Origin of the sequence: Streptomyces sp. NPDC048191 (assembly GCF_040652655.1) — a bacterium.
GTDB lineage: Bacteria > Actinomycetota > Actinomycetes > Streptomycetales > Streptomycetaceae > Streptomyces.
Map to the genome: position 1 here is coordinate 81,089 of NZ_JBEZMO010000025.1, position 18,822 is coordinate 99,910.

The 18,822-nt window shown below is 71.4% G+C and carries 12 protein-coding genes; 2 read left to right on the top strand and 10 right to left on the bottom strand.

Going from position 1 to position 18,822, the window contains the following annotated elements:
- Nucleotides 1-12: 12 nt before the first annotated feature.
- Entirely contained in the window at nucleotides 13-2,148 is a 2,136-nt protein-coding gene (locus AB0D93_RS31325; protein ID WP_362126558.1) for a UvrD-helicase domain-containing protein, read from the top strand.
- A gap of 30 nt (nucleotides 2,149-2,178) precedes the next feature.
- Here AB0D93_RS31325 and AB0D93_RS31330 read toward each other — a convergent pair whose 3' ends face one another.
- The 6 genes from AB0D93_RS31330 to AB0D93_RS31355 all read right to left on the bottom strand — a co-directional run bounded on the left by AB0D93_RS31330 (nucleotide 2,179) and on the right by AB0D93_RS31355 (nucleotide 10,588).
- On the bottom strand, nucleotides 2,179-3,837 hold the full coding sequence (locus tag AB0D93_RS31330; protein ID WP_362126561.1) for an N-6 DNA methylase: 1,659 nt from the start codon (nucleotides 3,835-3,837) through the stop codon (nucleotides 2,179-2,181).
- Nucleotides 3,838-3,990: 153 nt separating this feature from the next.
- Complete coding sequence (locus AB0D93_RS31335; protein WP_362126564.1) at nucleotides 3,991-5,880, bottom strand: discoidin domain-containing protein; 1,890 nt, start codon at nucleotides 5,878-5,880, stop codon at nucleotides 3,991-3,993.
- A 125-nt stretch (nucleotides 5,881-6,005) separates the two neighbouring features.
- Nucleotides 6,006-7,370 carry a GH1 family beta-glucosidase gene (locus AB0D93_RS31340; RefSeq protein ID WP_362126566.1) on the bottom strand — a complete coding sequence of 455 codons (1,365 nt, stop codon included), beginning with the start codon at nucleotides 7,368-7,370 and terminating at the stop codon, nucleotides 6,006-6,008.
- 29 nt (nucleotides 7,371-7,399) lie between these two features.
- Nucleotides 7,400-8,239 (bottom strand): carbohydrate ABC transporter permease, encoded by an 840-nt coding sequence (locus AB0D93_RS31345; RefSeq protein ID WP_362126602.1) that lies wholly within the window; start codon nucleotides 8,237-8,239, stop codon nucleotides 7,400-7,402.
- 34 nt (nucleotides 8,240-8,273) lie between these two features.
- The gene (locus AB0D93_RS31350) at nucleotides 8,274-9,263 is read right to left on the bottom strand and encodes a sugar ABC transporter permease (RefSeq protein WP_362126605.1); all 990 of its coding nucleotides are present in this window, start codon (nucleotides 9,261-9,263) and stop codon (nucleotides 8,274-8,276) included.
- 8 nt (nucleotides 9,264-9,271) lie between these two features.
- Nucleotides 9,272-10,588 (bottom strand): sugar ABC transporter substrate-binding protein, encoded by a 1,317-nt coding sequence (locus AB0D93_RS31355; protein WP_362126569.1) that lies wholly within the window; start codon nucleotides 10,586-10,588, stop codon nucleotides 9,272-9,274.
- Nucleotides 10,589-10,778: 190 nt separating this feature from the next.
- On the opposite strand from AB0D93_RS31355, the gene AB0D93_RS31360 reads away from it, so the two are divergent.
- Nucleotides 10,779-12,074 (top strand): ROK family transcriptional regulator, encoded by a 1,296-nt coding sequence (locus tag AB0D93_RS31360; RefSeq protein ID WP_362126572.1) that lies wholly within the window; start codon nucleotides 10,779-10,781, stop codon nucleotides 12,072-12,074.
- Between the two features lie 689 nt (nucleotides 12,075-12,763).
- Here AB0D93_RS31360 and fusA read toward each other — a convergent pair.
- The 4 genes from fusA to AB0D93_RS31380 form a co-directional block, all read right to left on the bottom strand.
- Complete coding sequence (fusA, locus tag AB0D93_RS31365) at nucleotides 12,764-14,821, bottom strand: elongation factor G (RefSeq protein ID WP_362126575.1); 2,058 nt, start codon at nucleotides 14,819-14,821, stop codon at nucleotides 12,764-12,766.
- Between the two features lie 318 nt (nucleotides 14,822-15,139).
- On the bottom strand, nucleotides 15,140-16,147 hold the full coding sequence (locus AB0D93_RS31370; protein ID WP_362126578.1) for a nucleotidyl transferase AbiEii/AbiGii toxin family protein: 1,008 nt from the start codon (nucleotides 16,145-16,147) through the stop codon (nucleotides 15,140-15,142).
- A gap of 103 nt (nucleotides 16,148-16,250) precedes the next feature.
- On the bottom strand, nucleotides 16,251-17,483 hold the full coding sequence (locus tag AB0D93_RS31375; protein ID WP_362126581.1) for a cytochrome P450: 1,233 nt from the start codon (nucleotides 17,481-17,483) through the stop codon (nucleotides 16,251-16,253).
- Between the two features lie 85 nt (nucleotides 17,484-17,568).
- On the bottom strand, nucleotides 17,569-18,813 hold the full coding sequence (locus AB0D93_RS31380; protein ID WP_362126584.1) for a cytochrome P450: 1,245 nt from the start codon (nucleotides 18,811-18,813) through the stop codon (nucleotides 17,569-17,571).
- Nucleotides 18,814-18,822 lie beyond the last annotated feature (9 nt).

The window sequence follows — 18,822 nt, forward strand, 5'->3', positions numbered from 1 at the left end:
GGAGAGCAGCACGTGCCACAGCTCGCGTTCGCCAGCAGTTTCTGGGAGAGCTACGACGTCCTGGAGAAGCCCGTCAAAGCCGGCGTGCGCAAGGCCATGGAGAAGTTCCAGCGGCTGACCGTGGCCGAGCTGTACGCGGACAAGGGGCTGCACCTGGAGTCCGTCGACAAGGCGCGCGATCCACGGATGCGCACCATCCGCGTCAATGACTTCTGGCGGGGCGTCGTGCTGGCTCCCGACGACGGCAGCGATGTGTTTCTGCTGGTCAACGTCGTGCCGCACGACGACGCCTATGTCTGGGCGGCCAAACGGCTGTACACCACCAACTCCGCCACCCGCGGCCTCGAAGTGCGCAACGTCGTCGCCATCGAGCAGCTGACACCGGCCCTGGAGAAGGCGGCTGCCGGCGCCGACTCGCTGCTGTTCGCCAAGTACTCGGACAAGGTGCTGGGCGAACTCGGCATCGACGACCAAGTGCTGCGCGCGGTGCGGACCATCGTCGACAAGCCCCAGCTCCAGGCCTTCGAGACGCTCCTGCCGGAGGACCAGTGCGAGGTGCTCCAGTATCTCGCCGAAGGGTTCAGTCCCGACGAGGTGTACCGGGACGTGGTCGCCGTACGCAGGCCCGTCGACGCGGGACCGGACCCTGATGAGAGCCTGGCCGTCGCCATCGCCAACACGACGAGCCGCATCACGTTGGTCACCGGCCCGCAGGAACTCGCGGACATCCTGGAGAAGCCGTTCGCGGCCTGGCGCGTCTTCCTGCACCCCTCGCAGCGGCGGGTCGCCTACCGTGTGTCGTACGGCGGTCCGGTACAGGTGACCGGTGGCCCGGGAACGGGCAAGACGGTCGCGGCCCTGCACCGCGTCAAGCATCTCCTCACACGCTCGGCCGACACCCGGGTGCTGCTGACCACCTACACCAATGCCCTCGCCGCCGCGCTGCGCGAGAACCTGGCCGTACTGCTGGACGGGGACCCGTCGCTGCTCGACCGGGTGGACGTGACCACGGTCAACGCTTACGCGCACGGCGTGGTGACGCGCCACGACGGCAAGGTCCTCGCCCCTGTCAACGACCGGGACGAACGGCAGTTGTGGCAGAAGGTGGTGAGGCAGCTCGGGCTGCCCTGGACGGAGCAGTTCCTGGCCCAGGAGTACCGGCACGTGGTCCTCGCCCAGGATCTGCGCACGATCGACGCCTACCGCGCCGCCTCACGGCGTGGTCGTGGCAGTGCGCTGTCGCCGGCGCGGCGGGAGCAACTGTGGTCGGGGGTCGAGCTGTTCGAGTCCCTGCTCCGTGAGCGGAAGGCCACCACACACCTCAAGGTGTGCGCGCGTGCGGCCGATCTGCTGGCCGCCTCGGCGCCGACGTACGACCACGTCGTGGTCGACGAGGCGCAGGACCTGCACCCTGCCCAGTGGCGGGTACTGCGCCGCGCGGTGGCATCCGGCAGTGACGACCTGTTCATCACGGGCGACCCGCACCAGCGGATCTACGACTCCAAGGTCTCGCTCGGTTCCCTGGGCATATCGGTGACCGGCCGAACCCATCGGCTGCGGATCAACTACCGCAGCACGGAGGAGATCCTGGCCTGGTCGACACAGATCCTCACCCCGGTGTCGGTGGACGATCTGGGCGGTGAGGGCAGCGAGACCCTGGCGGGCTACCGGTCGCTCCTGCACGGCCGCAGGCCGCATGTGGACGGCTACGGCTCGGAGCATGCAGAGGTGGCCTCGCTCGTCGAACGCGTCCAGGGCTGGATCAGTCAGGGCATCCGGCCTTCCGAGATCGGCGTATGCGCACGCTTCAACGTGCTGCTCGACAAGGCCTACGACAAACTGGTCGCGGCCGGCGTGCCGGTGGTCAGGGTCAAGGACCATCCGAGACCGGATGTGGACGGTGTGCGGCTGGCCACCATGCACGCCATGAAGGGGCTGGAATTCCGCTGCGCGGCCGTCCTCGGCGTGACGGCGAGTGCGGTGCCCTTCGCACGCGAGGTCACACCGGCCTCGGTGGACGCGCTGCAGCACGACTCGGACCTGCTGCGCGAACGGTGCCTGCTCTTCGTGGCGTGCACGCGGGCGCGGGAGGCGCTGGCGGTGTCATGGAGCGGGGCGGCCAGTCCGTTCGTGCCGCAAAAAAGCTGACCTGGGGCCTGGGAGCGAACGTTTCAGCCGCTAGTCCGTGGGGCCCAACGCCCCGCTTCCCAGACCGTCCCGCGCCAGAGCGGACGCCTGCTTGCTCAACTCCGCCACCCGCTTGGCGAGTTCCTCGAATTCCTGCAGTGCACGGAACGCGGCCCCGTACCGGCGTTGTTCGGCGATGTCCATCTGCGGGATCCGGGCGCCCTTGCCGTCGAGTCGGAACGTGCCGCTGGTACTCGTGGATCGGCGGGTGTTCGCCGAACTGCGCAGGAACCCCTGGAGGAAGTCGGTGTCGAGCTGGTCGCTGACCGAGACGGGTTCAAGATCGCCGTACCTGACCAGTCCGGCGCGCGCGAGGTCGGCGACGCTGACGGACGGCCCGTCCAGAGCACTGGCGCCGGCGCCCGAGGTCAACGCGGGCAGCAGCTCGGCCAGCAGACCCAGCTGTCGGGTCAGCTCCTCTTTCAGGGCTTGGTATTCCGCCACGTAGTCGCGGTGCGACTCGGCGACGCGGCGCCCTGGGGTGAGGTCGACGGCGTCGTCGAGCAACTCGATCAGAGACACCTCCGCCACCTGGTCGGGTTGCGCCTCCAGTGAGCCGTCCGGATCGTTCGCCGTCAGGTCGACCATACGGACACTGGTGGCCGCGTCGCCCAGGGAGCGCGGCCTGCGCAAGTGCCACAGGTGCACGGGGAGTGCGTGCGATGCCGCGACACCCGGCGGGAGGGCGGTGATCTGGGTCAGGATCCCTCGCCGTACGAGTTCGGCGCGGATGCGGCGGCCTGCTTTGCGGTAGGCGACCGAGGCGGGCATGACCATGAGAACCCGGCCGCCGGGCGCTGTGTGCGCATAGGCGTGCTGGAGCCACGCAAGCTCGCTCTCGGCCCGGGAAGGCGTGCCGAACTCCCAGCGCGAGTCCAGCAGCAGGTCCTCACGGCCCCAGTCGGAGTCACCCACCGGCGGATCGCTCACCACGAGATCGGCTTCCAGCCCCGTCCACTGGTCGCTCCGCAGGGAGTCCCCGACGACGATGTCGACCCCGGCACGATCCGTGAGTTCGGCCCGCAATTGAGCGAAGCGCGCGCTGCGCTCCTCCGATTCCTGGCCGCATCGCCTCGGCCCGTGCTGAGGTCCGACACCGAGCAGTAGGGTGCCGATACCGCAGGCCGGGTCGAAGAGGGTGGCATCGGGCGCCACCTCACCGGCGAAGTGCCGCACGGCCCGGACGATGCGCGGCGAGGTGACCTGATCCGATCCGGCCCGGCGCACGGAATCGGTGAAGCGCTCTGCGAGGGCGTTCACGACCTCGCCCTCGGTTCCGCCTTCGGCCAGGGCTCGCGCCAGGCGCACGGCATCTGCCGGCAACGCATCAGGCACCTTCCCCGCGGCGTCGGCGAGCAGCCGAGCCACATCGGCGACACCGCCGATCATGTCGTCGCCGTAGGCTCCCCGCAGCGTCTGCCACAGCTGGACCTCCTGTGAGACGTGCTGCCCCTTGCGCTGCCGGTCCAGCCAGGCCTGCACCTCGGCGAGGTCGAAGAGCGGGCTGTTCACTCCTCCGCCGACAGGCACGGGAAAGTCGTCGTACCGCCGTCTCCAGTTGGAGACCGCGGCACGGGTGACGCCTGCGATCCGGGCGATCTCGGAGCCGGTGACCAGGGACCCTGCCGGTGCCGCGGGTGTGTCTGCCATGGCCGCAACCGTACACAGCCCATTGCCTGGGAGACAACGACGGATGCTGTTGTTGACAAGGTCAACGAGACACACCGTAGCAGAATCGATTTACGAAGTGTGACGGAGGGAGCCGACCTGCCCATCGAGGCACACCCGCCTCACAAGCCACCGTCAGCCCTTCTGCTCCACCTTCACCCAGTCCGCCTCCGCCTGCACTCCCCCACCGGCGATCTTGTCCACGCTCGACTGCGGCAGGCCCCAGTAAGGACTGGTGACCTTGTTCCAGCCCGCCGGGTAGGCGCCGCCCAGGGCCAGGTTGAGGATCACGTACTGGTCGTGGTCGTAGACCCATTGGCCTCGGGTGGACTCCAGGACGTTGCGGGTGGTCTCCTGGACCAGGCGGTCGTCCACGTAGAAGCGCATCGCCGTCGGGGTCCATTCGACGGCGTAGGTGTGCCACTGGTCCGCCGTGCCGCCGGCCGCGTACGCCTGGCGTTCGCCGATGTTGCCGTCCGCCGAGTAGCCGGGGCCGTGCAGGGGGGTGCTGGTCCAGTCGGGGTAGCCGATGTTCTCCATGATGTCGGTCTCGCCGGAGGCGGGCCAGGAGACGGAAGGGTCGTCGACATTGCTGCCCAGCAGCCAGAACGCCGGCCAGAAACCGTCTCCCAGCGGCAGTTTCATGCGGGCGCTGACCCTGCCGTAGGTGAAGTCGACGTGGGTGTGGGTGTCGATGCGGCCCGAGGTGAAGTCGTAGGTTCCGCCGCCGGCCTGGGTGCAGCCCTTGCAGTACTTCGCGTGCAGGAGCAACTCGCCGCTCGCGACGCGGATGTTGTCCGGCGAGTCGTCGTACGCCTGGGATTCGCCGTTGACCGGGCCCATGTCCGTGCCGGTGCGGACCACCCGCCATTTCGAGCGGTCGAGCGCGCTGCCGGTGAAGTCGTCGAAGAACGTGGTGCGGTAGGTGCCGGTCTGGTCGGCGGGCAGGGCCGGGTAGGCGGCGGAGGCGCTGCCGCCGGTGCCCCAGACCTGGAACTCGTAGAGGGAGTAGCCAAACTGGGCGGTGTACGGCGCCGGGTTGTAGAAGGAGCGGCGTTCCTGGCCCAGCATGCGGACGTAGCGGCCGGTCACGGGCGTGGGCAGGGTGATGCTGTCGTGCAGGCCGGTGGCGTCGGACGGGGACTGGACGTCGGCGCGGCGGGCGGCGATGTCGGCGGCTGAGGGTTCGTGGACGGTGCGCCAGGTGCGGTTGTCGTCGGAGACCTGGAGCTGGTAGTCGACGGCGTACGCCGCCTGCCAGTACAGGTCGACCGTGTCGATCGTGGACTTCGCACCGAGGTCCACGGTGACCCAGCGGTCGGCGTTCCAGTCACTGGCCCAGCGGGTGGCGTCGTCCTTGAGGTCGGCGGGCCAGCCGCCATCGGTGACGTAGGAGGGTGAAGTGCCAGCGTCCTGGTAGTGGTTGGAGTAGGCCGGGTGGTTCAGGGCGAGGTTCGTCCGGGTGGTGGACGCGGGCGCCGGTTCGCCGCCGTAGACCTTGAACGAGTAGAGCGAGTAGCCGTACGGCGTGGCGCGCTGGATGCCACGCATCCGGACGTAGCGGCCCACCACCTCCTGCGGGTACGTGTGCGCGGTGACCGAGCCGCCGGTGCCCGCCGTCTCGGTGTAGAACGGCGTCCAGTCGGTGCCGTTGTCCGATACCTCCAGGACGTAGCGCTTGCCGTAGGCGGCCTCCCAGTCCAGGACGACGCGGTCGATGCGGATCGTGGCGCCGAGGTCGGTCTCGATCCAGGCGTCGTCGGCGAAGTTGCTGGACCAGCGGGTGGAACCGTTTGCGTCGAAGGCGAGGCCGGGGACGGTGCCGGCGTTCTCGCTGCCGGAAGCGGTTACCGCGGCCGGGTTCGCGGCGTAGGCGGTGGCCGCGCGGTCGGTGTCCCAGCCGACGGCGGCGGAGGCCGCCGTGGCGGGGGTGGCCCGGAGGGGGCCGCTGCACAGGCCGCTGCACAGCAGGGCCGTGGCGGCCAGGGCGGCCGGCAGGGTGCGGGGGACGCGACGGGATTGCATGTGAATCTCCTTGTGGGGTGGAGGTGCACGCGCTGATCGCTGTCACGTACATGACGGACGCGCAGGTGGTGGAGGCCGGTGGGCGCGGGCTCCCATCCCGTGCCCACCGGCCGGCCGGGCCCGGCTCAGGCGGCCCGGCGTGCCTGGCCGCGGTGGCCGCGGACGATGTCCGCGTACCGGTGTCCGCTGCCCTTGATCGTGCGCACCTGGGTGCGGTAGTCGACGTGGACCAGGCCGAAGCGCTTGTCGTAGCCGTACGCCCACTCGAAGTTGTCCAGCAGGGACCAGGCGAAGTAGCCGGCCAGCGGGGCTCCCTTGCGGGCGGCCGAGGCGCATGCGGCGAGGTGGGCTTCGAGGTAGTCCTGGCGCTCGGGGTCGTCGATGCTGCCGTCGGGGCGGACCACGTCGGGGAAGGCGGAACCGTTTTCGGTGACGTAGATCTTCCGGGCGCCGTACTCCTCGGCGAGCCGCAGCAGCAGGGTCTCGATGCCGCTCGCGTCGACCTCCCAGTCCATGCCGGTACGGGGAACGCCCTCGCGGCGCACCGCGCGGACGTACGGCGCCGGGGCGTCGGGGGCGTCGGCGACGTACGCGGGGAAGTAGTAGTTCAGGCCGAGCCAGTCCAGCGGAGTGGCGATTGTCTCCAAGTCGCCTGTTCGAAGCGGGAGTTCGACGCCGTAGGTCTCGACCATGTCGGCCGGGAAGCCGCGGCCGTGCACCGGGTCGAGCCACCAGCGGTTGACATGGCCGTCGTGGCGGTGGGCGGCGGCGATGTCCTCGGGGCGGTCGGTGGCCGCGTGCACGGTGGAGAGGTTGTTGACGATGCCGACCCGGGCGTCGGGCGCTGCGGCGCGGATCGCCTGGGTGGCCAGGCCGTGGCCGAGGAGGAGGTGGCAGGATGCGCGTACGGCGGCGGTCAGGTCCGTCCAGCCCGGGGCCATCTTGCCCTCCAGGTGGCCGATCCAGGCCGAGCAGCTCGGCTCGTTCAGGGTCGCCCAGTGCTTGACGCGGTCGCCGAGGCGGGCGGCCACGGCCGAGGCGTACTCGGCGAGCGCGAAGGCGGTGTCCCGCTCGGGCCAGCCGCCGCGGTCCTGGAGCACCTGCGGCAGGTCCCAGTGGTAGAGGGTGACGGAGGGGGTGATCCCGGCCTCCAGCAGGGCGTCCACCAGCTCGTCGTAGAAGGCGAGGCCACCGGGGTTCACCGGTCCGGTGCCGCCGGGCAGCACACGCGGCCAGGCGACCGACAACCGGTAGGCGTTGACGCCGAGTTGCCGCATCAGGGCGATGTCCTCGCGCCAGCGGTGGTAGTGGTCGCAGGCGACGTCGCCGGTGTCGCCGTTCGCGACCTTCCCCGGGGTGTGCGAGAAGGTGTCCCAGATCGAGGGCGTACGGCCGTCCTCCGCGACGGCCCCCTCGATCTGGTACGCCGCGGTGGCCGTGCCCCACAGGAAGTCGTGCGGGAGTGCGGCCAGGTCGATGCGTTCGGACACGGAAGTCCCTTCGGGATGGGAGGAGCCGGTCACTTGACGGCACCTGCCGTCAGACCGGCGACGAGATAGCGCTGCAGCAGCAGGAAGCCGGCCACAACGGGCACGCTGACGACCAGCGAGGCGGCCATGATCTGGTTCCAGTAGACGTCGTTGAGGGTGGAGTAGCCCTGGAGGCCGACGGCGAGGGTGCGGGTGGTGTCGTTGGTCATGACCGAGGCGAAGAGCACCTCTCCCCACGCGGTCATGAAGGCGTAGACGGCGACGGCGACGATGCCGGGGATCGCGGCCGGTACGACGATCCTGAGCAGCGCCCCGAGCGGGCCGCAGCCGTCGACCAGGGCCGCCTCGTCCAGGTCGCGCGGCACCGAGTCGAAGTAACCGATCAGCATCCAGATCGAGAAGGGGAGGGAGAAGGTCAGGTAGGTGAGGATCAGGCCGCCGCGGGAGCCGAACAGGGCGATGCCGGTGGCGTTGCCGATGTTGACGTAGATCAGGAACAGCGGGAGGAGGAAGAGGATGCCCGGGAGCATCTGTGTCGACAGCACGGTCACCGTGAAGACCCGTTTGCCGCGGAACTCGTAACGGCTTACGGCGTAGGCGGCGAACACCGCGATGACCACCGAGCAGACCGTCGCCGCGCCCGCCACGATCAGCGAGTTCATGAAGTACTTCGCGAGCGGGACGGTGGACCAGATGTCGATGTACGGGCGGACGGTGAGGCCGCTGGGCAGCCAGCGGAACTTGCCGGTGACGTCCGCAAGCGGTTTCAGCGAGCTGGAGACCATGACGTACACCGGGATCAGCACGAAGCCGGTGAGCAGGGTGAGGAAGACACGCCTCGACCACAGGAACGAACGCGGGGGTGCCATCGGCGAGTTGCGGGCCGGCGGGGTGAGGGGCGGGCTAGACATCGGCGGCCCTCCGTCCGCGCGAGGTGAACAGGAGGTACACGCTCGTGACGACGAGCAGGAAGAGCAGCAGCAGGACCGACATGGCGGAACCGGTTCCGAAGTTCCAGGTGACGAAGGACGCCTGATAGATGTGGACCGAGATGAGGTCGGCGGCCTCGGGGGCGGACCTGCCGAACAGCACGTACGGCGTGTTGAAGTCGTTGAACGTCCACAGGAACAGCACCAGGACCAGGACCTGGTTGACCGGGCGCAGCGAGGGCAGGGTGATGCGCCGGATCTGCTGCCACATCCCGGCTCCGTCGAGCGCGGCGGCCTCGTACAGTTCCCGCGGGATGTTCTGGAGTCCGGCCATCACGATGAGGAAGGCGAACGGCCAGCCCTTCCACACCGACACGGTGAGCAGCGCGTAGAAGCTGTTGTCGCCGATCAGCCAGAAGGACGGCTTGTCGGTGAAGTGCAGCTGGTCGTGCAGGACGTGGTTCACCAGGCCGTTGTCGTGCTGGAACATGAACACCCAGGTGATCACGGCCGCGTAGACGGGCAGCGCGTACGGGACCAGGAACAGTGCCCGGAGCAGGCCGCGGCCGCGGAAGGTGTCCTGCATGAAGATCGCGGCGGCGGTGCCGATCAGCCAGCACAGGGCGACCGACAGCAGGGTGAAGCCGACGGTGACGAAGAAGGAGTGCAGCAGTGCGTCCCCGACGGGCGCGTTGAAGTCCACCGACACCTTGTAGTTGCCGAGGCCGGACCAGGGGGCGGTGGACCAGTCGCGGATGTAGAACTGGGTGAGCTCCTTGAAGCTCATCACGATGCCGATGACCATCGGCACCAGGTGGACGAGGAGTTCGAGGAGCAGGGCGGGCAGGAGCAGCAGGTAGGGCAGGGAGACGCGGCGCAGCCGCCCGGTGCGGCGGCGGGGTTCGCGCGCTGCCGCACCGGACGACTCCTGCGCCACCGGCTCCTTGAAGGCGGTGGTGGTCATCTTCGCGCTCACGCCGCCGGCATCTGCTGCTGGGCCTTCTGCAGCGCGGCCTTGACCGAGTCGGCGGTCACGGCGCGCCCGGCGGCCGCGTCGGCGAACAGGTTCTTGACGGCCGTACCGACCGCCGTCTCGAACTGCGACTCGGACGCGACCTGCGGCAGGGCGGCCGCGCTGGTGGCGAGGGTGTTCTTGAGTACCGCGGTGGCGGGGGCGCTGAACGCGGCGTCCTGCTGCGCGGCCTTGACCGGCGGGATGGAGCTGTAGGCCTTGTTGAGGACCTTCTGCTCGTCGTCGGAGGTCATGAACTTCACGAACTTCGTGGCGCCGTCGAGGTTGTGGGTGTTCTTGAAGACGGCGAGGTTGATGCCGGCGACCATCGAGTCGACCTGCGTGCCGGTGCCGGGAGTGCCGGAGACGACCGGGACGGGCGCGATGCCGTAGGCGTCGTCGCTCATGCCCTGGGACTTGAGGTTGGCGGCGGCGGACTGCCACAGCAGCATCGCCTGCTTGCCCTTGGCGAAGTCGCTGACGGACTGGTTCTGCGCGTACTCGGCGTCGCCGGTGGGGATGACCTTGTCCTTGGCCATCAGGTCGACGTAGCTCTTCACCGCGTCGACCACCTTGGGGCTGGTGAAGTCGGGCTTGCCGTCGGCGGTGAAGAAGTCGGCGCCGTGCTGCTTGGCGAAGACGAAGACGTGGTGGATGTTCTCCGACAGGTTCGAGCCCTCGGCGCCGAGCGCGGACTTGCCCTTGGCCTGGATCTTCTTGCCGTCGGCGACCAGCTCGTCCCAGGTGGCCGGGGGCTTGGATATCCCGGCGTCGGCGAAGATCTTCTTGTTGTAGTAGAGGGCGTACGCCATCGAGTACAGCGGGACCGCGGCCGGGTCCTTGCCCGGCGTGCCGGTCGAGCCGAGCGCGGAGTCGACGAACCGTTCCTTGCCGCCGATCTTGGCGAAGTTCTTGGCGTCCCACGGCAGCAGCGCGCCGGTCGCCTGCAGGGAGGCGCTCCAGGTGTTGCCGATGTTCAGCACGTCCGGGCCCTGACCGGAGGTGGTCGCGGTGAGGATCCGGTTGAGCAGGTCGGACCAGGGCACGACCTCCAGCTTCACCTTGATCCCGGTCTGCTTCTGGAACTTGTCGAGTTCGGGCTGGAGGACCTGCTTGTCGACGGCGATGCTGGCGCCCTGGTTGGAGGCCCAGTACGTCAGCGTCTTCGGCGAGTCGTTGGACCCCCCGCCGCTGGACGAGCCGCCTCCGCAGGCCGTGGCCGCGAGGACGAGAGACAGGGTGACGGCGCCTGTGGCCGCGGCTCGGATGCTGCGCATGGCTCCTGGTGTCCCTTTCCGGGAGTCGAGACCCGAGGCGGCTCGGGGGGCCGGCACCCCTTCGCTCCTCGAAGCCCCTCATGGCTTAATTTAGGACGTGAGTTAAACCTCAAGAGAAACGCTCGTCAAGGGATCCGGCAGCGGCAAACGGTCCGGTGGGCGGCAAATTCGGGATGAATGGGGAGGCCAGGTGGCAGCGCTGGGCGGCCGTACGGTGCGTGACCTGCGACGGGAGAGCCGGGGCGCCGTTCTGCAACGGTTGTATGTCGATGGGCCGATGAGCCGGCACGCGCTGGGCCCGGCGACCGGGCTGAGTTCTGGGTCCGTCAGCAACGTGGTGGGCGAACTGCTGGCCGACGGCCTGGTCGAGGAGGCGGGGAGCGTCGGCTCGGACGCGGGGCGGCCCCGCCGGCTGCTGCAGGTGCGCCCGGACAGCGGGTACCTCGTCGGCGTCGACATCGGCGAGACCCGGGTGCGGGTGGAGCTGTTCGACCTCGCGTTCACCGAACTCGCCCGCGTCGAGCGGCCGTTGGGTCCGCGCGGGTACGACGTCGATGCCGTCGTCGGCCATGTGGCGGACGGGGTCGGCGCGGTGCTGCGCACAGCGGGCCGCTCCCCGGGCGACCTGCTCGGCGTCGGTGTCGGCGTTCCCGGCATCATCGAGGACGCCGGGCGGGCGGGCGCCGTCGTCCACGGGCAGACGATCGGCTGGGACGCCGTGCCGCTGGAGTGGCTGCTGCGGCGGACCGGTCAGCTCCCCCCGTACGTCCCGTACTTCATCGACAACGGCGCCAAGGCGCTCGGCCAGGCGGAGATGTGGTTCGGCGCGGGGCGCGGGGCGCGCAACGCCGTGGTGGTGCTGTTCGGGTCGGGAGTCGGCGCCTGCGTGGTCACCGAGGAAGCGGCGCAGGGCCGGGCGGTGGAGTGGGGGCACCTGACGGTACGGGTCGCAGGGCGTCGGTGCCGGTGCGGTGCCCTCGGCTGCCTGGAGGCGTACGCCGGAGCGGAGGCACTGGTGGCGCGGTGGCGGGAGGCGGGCGGGCGGCCGTCGGCCGGGGCGGGTGAGGAGGCGGCGCTGAGCGAGTTGCTGGCCGCGGCCGGCCCCGGCGACGGCCGGGCACCGGACGCGGTGGCCGCGGCCGTGCTCGCCGAGACCGCCGAGTACCTCGGTGCGGGCCTGTCCGACCTGATCAACCTCTTCCAGCCGGAGCGGGTCCTGGTCGGCGGCTGGGCCGGTCTCCAACTGGGCGGCGCCTTCTGGGACGAGGTGCGCGCCCACACCCTGGCCCGGGCCCTGCGCCATCCCGCGGGCCGGGTCCGCATCGAACTGGGCCGGCTCGGCCCGGACGCGGTGACCGTGGGCGCGGCGATCCTTCCCCTCGCCGCGTTCTTCGCCGCCGGCGGCCACCGCCCGCGCCCGGCACCGCAGGAGCCACCGACACCGGCCTGGCACGCGGCGGTGGAGGGGAGGCTGCTCCGAGGGTGAGGACCTGCCGCTCGGGTGGCCGCGGAAGGTCCGGTGGGGAGGGTCATAATGCCCGCGCGGTGAGCGGGTACGGCCGCGTTGTGAGCAAGTACGACCCTTGGCGGGTGGACAGGGCGGCTTGGCGAGCGAATACCGCCCCATGGCCAGCGAATACAGCCGTGTCCGGCAGCCACGGTCCCCACGACGGGCAGAGCCGACCGCACGGCGGGCAGAGCCGACCGCACGGCGGGCGAAGCCGACCGCACGGCGGGCGGAGCCGGCCCCACGGCCGGCAGACGGGGCCGCGCCACAGGCGGATCCAGCCCCATCGCCAACACACCCCGCCCCGCAGGTGATACGGCCCCGCGTACACACCCGGGCCCACAGGTGATACGGCCCCGCGTACACACCCGGGCCCACAGGTGATACGGCCCCACGGACACACCCGGCCCGCAAGCGGTACCACCCCCCACGGACACACCCTCACCGCAGGCGAATACGGCCCGCACGGCCGGTGGATACGGCCGGGCTGCACTGGGGTGCGCGGCTCGGCTGCAGCCGTCACGCCGTCCGGTGTCTTCATGTCCCGCCCGTACACCGTCCGTTCCTGGCGGACTCGGCGCGAACGCCGGGGCACCGGATCCTGCCGCGGCGTGGGCTGCGGGCCCGCACCGCCCGGCGCGTCGGCCGGGCGGTGCGGGATCCGCTCGCTACCGGACCGTCACCGGTCGCGGCGCCGGGGCGTAGCCGGCGGGGCGGGTCGTGAAGGTGCCTCGGCCCTGGGTGCGGCCGCGCAACCGGGTCGCGTAGCCGAACAGCTCGGCCAGCGGCACGGTCGCGGTCAGCGCGGCCGCGCCGGCCCGGGTCTCGGAGCCGGTGACGCGGCCGCGGCGGGCGGCCAGGTCGCCGAGGACCGACCCGACGGCGTCCTCCGGCACGGTGACCGTGACCTCGGCGACCGGCTCCAGCACGGCGAGCGTGCAGGCGCGCAGGGCCGCGCGGAGCCCGAGCCGGCCGGCGGTGCGGAAGGCCGTGTCGGAGGAGTCCTTCACGTGGGTGGAGCCGTCGGTGAGCGTGACCCGCAGGCCGGTCACCGGGTGCCCGTCCAGCGGGCCCTCGGCGAGCGCGTCCCGGCACCCGGCCTCCACCGCGCGCACGTACTCCTGCGGCACCCGCCCGCCGACCACGGCGGAGCGGAACTCGAAGCCGGTGGCGCCGGTTTCGGGTCCGAGCGGTTCCACGTCGAGCACGACATGGGCGAACCGCCCGGCCCCGCCGTCCTGTTTGACGTGCCGGTGGACGAACCCGGTCACGCCGTCGACGACCGTCTCACGGTGGGCGACCCGTGGCCGGCCCACGGCGACCTCCGGTCCGCCCCCCCGGCGGATCTTCTCCACCGCGACCTCCAGGTGCAGTTCGCCCATCCCGGACAGCACGGTCTGCCCGGTCTCGGCGTCCGTGCGCACCACCAGCGAGGGGTCCTCCTCGGCCAGCCGGGCCAGCGCCGTCGCCAGCCGGCCGGTGTCCGTGGCGCGCCGGGCCTCGACCGCCACGGACACCACGGGCTCGGCGGCCACGGGCGGCTCCAGCAGAAGCGGCGCGCCGGGGTCGCACAGGGTGGAGCCGGGCCGTGCCGACTTCACGCCGGCGAGTGCGACGATGTCACCGGCGACCGCCCGGTCGAGCCGGACGTGCCGGTCCGCCATGACCCGCAGGATGCGCGCCACGCGTTCGGCGCGCCCGGTTCCCGGGTCCCACACGGTGTCTCCCTTCTCGACGGTGCCCGCGTACACGCGCACGAAGGCCAGCCGCCCGGTGGCGCTCGCGCTCACCTTGAACACGAGCCCCGCGAACGGCACTTCGGGGTCGGCGGCCCGCTCCTGCCCGGTGCCCTCGTGGACGCCGCGCACGGCGGGGACGTCCAGTGGCGAGGGCAGATAGGCCACGACCGCGTCCAGCAGCGGTTCGAGACCGCGGTTGCGGTAGGCGGAGCCGCACAGGACGACCACGCCGTCCCCGGTGCGGGTGAGGTCGCGCAGGCTCGCGGCGAGGGTGTCGGCGGACAGGGACTCCCGGTCGCAGAACTCCTCCAGGGCGGCCGGGTGCAGCTCCGCCACCGTCTCCTCCAGCGCCCGGCGCCGTCGTACCGCCTCGGCCACCAACTCCTCGGGCACCGGCCCCCGAACCGCGGTGTCCTCGCCGTCGGCCCAGGTCAGGGCGTGCATCCGGACCAGGTCCAGCACGCCGGTGAAGCCGTCCTCGGCGCCGATCGGCATCTGGACGACGAGCGGGGCCGGATGGAGCCGGTCGCGGATCGAGTCGACGGCCCGGTCGAGGTCGGCGCCCGCGCGGTCCATCTTGTTGACGAAGGCGATCCTGGGCACCCCGTGCCGGTCCGCCTGCCGCCACACCGACTCGCTCTGCGGCTCGACCCCGGCGACGGCGTCGAACACGGCGACCGCCCCGTCGAGGACGCGCAGCGAGCGCTCGACCTCGTCGGCGAAGTCGACATGGCCGGGGGTGTCGATGAGGTTGATGCGGTGACCGTCCCAGGCGCAGCTGACGGCGGCGGCGAAGATGGTGATGCCGCGGTCGCGTTCCTGTGGGTCGAAGTCGGTGACGGTGGTGCCGTCGTGGACTTCGCCCCGCTTGTGGGTGGTGCCCGTCGCGTACAGGATCCGCTCGGTGACGGTGGTCTTGCCCGCGTCGACGTGGGCGAGGATGCCGAGGTTGCGGACGGCGGCGAGGGTGGTGAGGTCGGTGCGCACGGCCCGGGGCCTTTCTGGGGAACAGGCCTGACGTCGAGGCCTGTATCGGGGAAATGGGCAGCGCGATTTCCCGTGCGTCCCAGGTCAGCGGGATGTCACGGGCGTCCGGTGCCGGCCGCGCAGCGGGCACCGGCACCACCGGGACACGAGGATCACCTCGTACCGGGAGCGGGGAGCGACGACAGCGGTGCGTGCGCGCACGGCCGGGCTCCCCTCTGTGTCGGACGACGGGCGCCGCCGTACGGTCGTGGCGGCGCTCGGTACGGGACGACGGTACGAGAGGGAGGCGGCCGGGGCACGTCATTTTCCGCCACGCCGTCAGGCGGGGTGCCCTTCGGCGAGCGCTGCCAGCGCCCCGGCTAGCCGGCACAGCCAGTCCTGCGCCCTTCCCCGGACGGCCGGGTACTGTTCCTGGAACGCGGCCCAGTCCACGTCCCAGCGGAGCACCGCGGCCGGATCGAGGGCGGCATGCGGGTGTCCGGCGGCAGCCGCCCGGTCGAAGACCTTCCGCAGCAGGCGCGCCGGGAGCCGGGTGCCCTCGGCCTCGGCGAGGAGGACCGCGTCGTACAGGTCCTTGCCCCGGGCGCGGCCGGCGTCCCGGCTGTCGGTGTGCAGCCACAGCAGTTTCCAGGCCAGGGAGAGCTCCCGGCTCGCGGTGCGCACCGGTGTGGGCGGTCCGCCGTCGCCGCGCGGTACCAGGGTCCACACCGGGGGTTCGGGCAGCCGCTCGTCGCGGGCGAAGTCCAGGCCCACCTCGCCGGACGGCGCGCCCTCCGCGTGCCAGGGGATGAGCAGACGTACCCCCGGCGTGTCGTACTCGGCGTAGCTCCAGGTGCCGTCGACGCGTGCCTTCTCCGCGTCGAGGAACAGCCCGGGGGCGGCCTGCGGGTGCCGGGCCAGGCGGTCGAGCAGGTCGAGGTACGGGGGCGCGCTCTCCTGCGCCGCGTCCTCCTCGGGCAGCCAGTGCAGCCCCTCGGGCGCGAGCAGCGGGCGCCGGCCGCCCGTGTCGAACTCCTCGTACGTCCACATCTCGTACCGTGCCGCGCCGTCCGCGGCCTCCGGCCACTGCTGTACGAGGTCGATCCGGTCGACGTACGGATACGGGTCCCGGGGGTCGACGGTGACGGTGTCCTCCAGCACGACCCAGTCGAGGTCGGCGGGTTCGCGCGCGGCGGTCCCCACCCAGGCCGGCATGACCATGCTGCCGCGCAGGACCAGGGTGCCGCTCCACGGGGCGTCGGCGACCAGTCGGAGGACGTGGTCCAGCGCGGCGCGCCGGCGGCGCGCCGGTGCGCCGGATCCGCCGGCGGGTCGGTCTGCGTTCACGGGGCAGACCGTAGCGGCCGCCGCTGACAACGGTGCGTGGCGCGGAAGCCGGCTGCGGGGCGGGAAGAACCCCATGGCCGAGGCCATGGGGTCACGGTGTGCCTCAGCCAGTGATACGGACGGGCAGTTCGGCCAGGCCGCGCATGATGATGTTGGGCACCCGGGCCGGGGCCGAGGTCACCGGCTCCAGGTCCAGCGCGGCCAGGGCGGACACCGCGGCCTGTGCGGTGAGCCGGGCCAGCGGCGCGCCGACACAGAAGTGGATGCCCAGGCCGAAGCCCAGGTTGCGGCCGGCCGGCCGGTCCAGCCTGAGCTCGTCGGGGTCGTCGTAGACCGCCGGGTCGTGGCTGGCCGCGCCGATCATCAGCATGACCTGCTCGCCCGGCTGGACGGTGTGCCCGGCGATCTCGGCCTCGGCCAGGGCGACCCGGGAGATCATCTGCACCGGCGCGTCGAAGCGCAGCATCTCCTCCACCGCGGCGGGCACCTGGTCCGGGTGGGCGCGCAGCCAGTCGCGCTGGGCGGGGTGGTTGAGCAACGCGAACATGCCGTTGCCGATCAGGTTGACCGTGGTGGCGTACCCGGCCGAGAGCAGCAGCGTGCAGGTGACCTCCAGCTCCTGCGGGGTCAGCGTCCGGCCGCCCTCCTCGGCGGCGACCAGCTCGCTGATCAGGTCGGTGCCCGGCTCGGCCCGGCGCCGCTCGGCCAGTTCGCCGATGTACCGGTACAGCTCGGCGCGGGCGTGGTCCCGCTTGGCGACCTCCTCGGGAGTGAGCAGGAAGCTCGGGTCCAGGCCGCGGGCGATGTCGGCGGACAACTCGTCGAACCGGGCGGCGTGTTCGGCCGGGACGTCCAGCAGCGCGTTCTGCATCCGGCCGGGCAGCGGGTGCGCCACCGCCCGCATCAGGTCCACGGGGCCGTCGCCTGCCTCGGCGCGGGCGGTCTCGATCAGCTCGCGCACGACCTGCTCCGCGACGGCGCGCATCCGGTCCACCTGGCGCGCGGCGAACGCCTTGCCGACCAGGGCACGGATCCGGGTGTGCTCGGGCGGGTCGGCGAAGATGAACGGCCGGACCACCGAGCCGTCGGCGTCGGTGCGGAAGTGGTCGGCGACGGTGGCGCCGTCGCCCCAGCCGAAGCGCTGGTCGCGCAGCACGGCCGAGCAGGCCTCGTGCCCGGTCACCGCCCACAGCCCCAGCGGGGTACGGGTCACCGGGCCCTTCTCGCGGACCTGCGCGTAGATCGGGTACGGGTCGGCCAGGAAGGCCGGGTCGAACGGGTCGAAGGGCAGCAGCTGGGCGATGAAGCCCGGGTCGAGCAGGGGTGCTTCGGTCATGGCGTCCGTTCCCAACCCCGCGCGGGACGGCGGTCGCCGCGCGGAAGAGTCTCGTCTCGGTGCAGGGGGGCGGGGGTGCGGGGTGTCAGCCCGCCGTGACCGGCGTGGTCGCGGTGAAGGTCACCGGCAGGTGGTCCAGGCTGTTGGCCACCAGACTGGGCGTCCAGGTCAACTTCTCGGCGGGGACCGCCAGTCGGAGGTCGTCGAACCGGTCGAACAGGGTGCGCAGCGCGATACGGGCCTTGAGCCTGGCCAGCGGGGCGCCGATGCAGAAGTGCGTGCCGTGGCCCAGCGCCAGGTGCTTGGAGGCGTCGCGGTGGATGTCCAGGGCCTCGGGGTCGCCGAACTGGCCGGCGTCGTGGTTGGCCGCGGCGAGCGAGATCATCACGTGCTCGCCCGCCCGGATCCGCGCGCCGCCCAGCACCATGTCCTCGGTGGCGAAGCGGTACACCACGGTGAACACCGGGCTGGTGAGCCGCAGCAGTTCCTCGATGGCCGGGCCGAGCGCCTCGGGGTCGCGCTTGACCTCGGCCAGCTGCCCGGGGTTGCGCAGCAACGCCAGGATGCCGTTGGAGAGCAGGTTGATGGTGGTCTCCGCGCCGGCGAGGAGTAGCAGCATGACCGTGGAGCGGATCTCCAGGTCGGCGAGGGCGTCGCCGTCCTCGTTGGCCTGCACCAGACCGGAGATGAGGTCCGGGCCGGGGTCGGCGCGGCGCCGCGCGGTGAGGTTGGTCAGGTACTCCTCGAACCAGCCGACCGAGGCGACGACCTCCTGTGGGCTGGAGGAGTTGCCCAGGCCGACGAAAATGTACGTGTTGCGCTCGAACTCGTCGCGGTCGGCCAGCGGCACGCCGAGCATCTCGTAGAGCACCGTCGAGATCAGCGGCGAGATGAACGAGTCCTTCAGGTCGGCGGTGCCCGCCTCGGCGACCGCGTCGAGCAGTTCGTCGGTGATCTGCTGGATCCGCTCGCCGAGGTCGGCCACCCGGCGCGGGGTGAACGCCTTGGACACCAGCCTGCGCAGCCGGGTGTGCTCGGGCGGGTCGGCGAGGTTCATGTGCTGGTTGAGGATGGACTTGCGCCCGTCGTAGCCCAGTGAGGGCCACAGTTCGGGCAGCGCGTTGTCGAGGTTCTTGCTCAGCTTGCGGTTGTTCAGCGCGGCGAGCGCGTCCTCGTACCGGGTGACCATCCAGACCGGGTTGCCGTCGGGCAGCAGCAGTTGCTCCACCGGGCGGGGCTCGGGCAGCCCGGGCGTCCACGGGCGGGGGCCCGGCGCGGCGTCGGCGTGCACGGGACAGCCGGTGGCCACTTCGGCGTCGGGGTTCGGCATGTCGTGTCC

Bases quoted from the DNA above. Each gene is read 5' to 3' on its own strand.
- AB0D93_RS31350 (WP_362126605.1), bottom strand. From the start codon at position 9,263: ATGACCACCACCGCCTTCAAGGAGCCGGTGGCGCAGGAGTCGTCCGGT.
- AB0D93_RS31330 (WP_362126561.1), bottom strand. From the start codon at position 3,837: ATGGCAGACACACCCGCGGCACCGGCAGGGTCCCTGGTCACCGGCTCC.
- AB0D93_RS31345 (WP_362126602.1), bottom strand. From the start codon at position 8,239: ATGGCACCCCCGCGTTCGTTCCTGTGGTCGAGGCGTGTCTTCCTCACC.
- AB0D93_RS31355 (WP_362126569.1), bottom strand. From the start codon at position 10,588: ATGCGCAGCATCCGAGCCGCGGCCACAGGCGCCGTCACCCTGTCTCTC.
- AB0D93_RS31375 (WP_362126581.1), bottom strand. From the start codon at position 17,483: ATGACCGAAGCACCCCTGCTCGACCCGGGCTTCATCGCCCAGCTGCTG.
- AB0D93_RS31380 (WP_362126584.1), bottom strand. From the start codon at position 18,813: ATGCCGAACCCCGACGCCGAAGTGGCCACCGGCTGTCCCGTGCACGCC.
- AB0D93_RS31335 (WP_362126564.1), bottom strand. From the start codon at position 5,880: ATGCAATCCCGTCGCGTCCCCCGCACCCTGCCGGCCGCCCTGGCCGCC.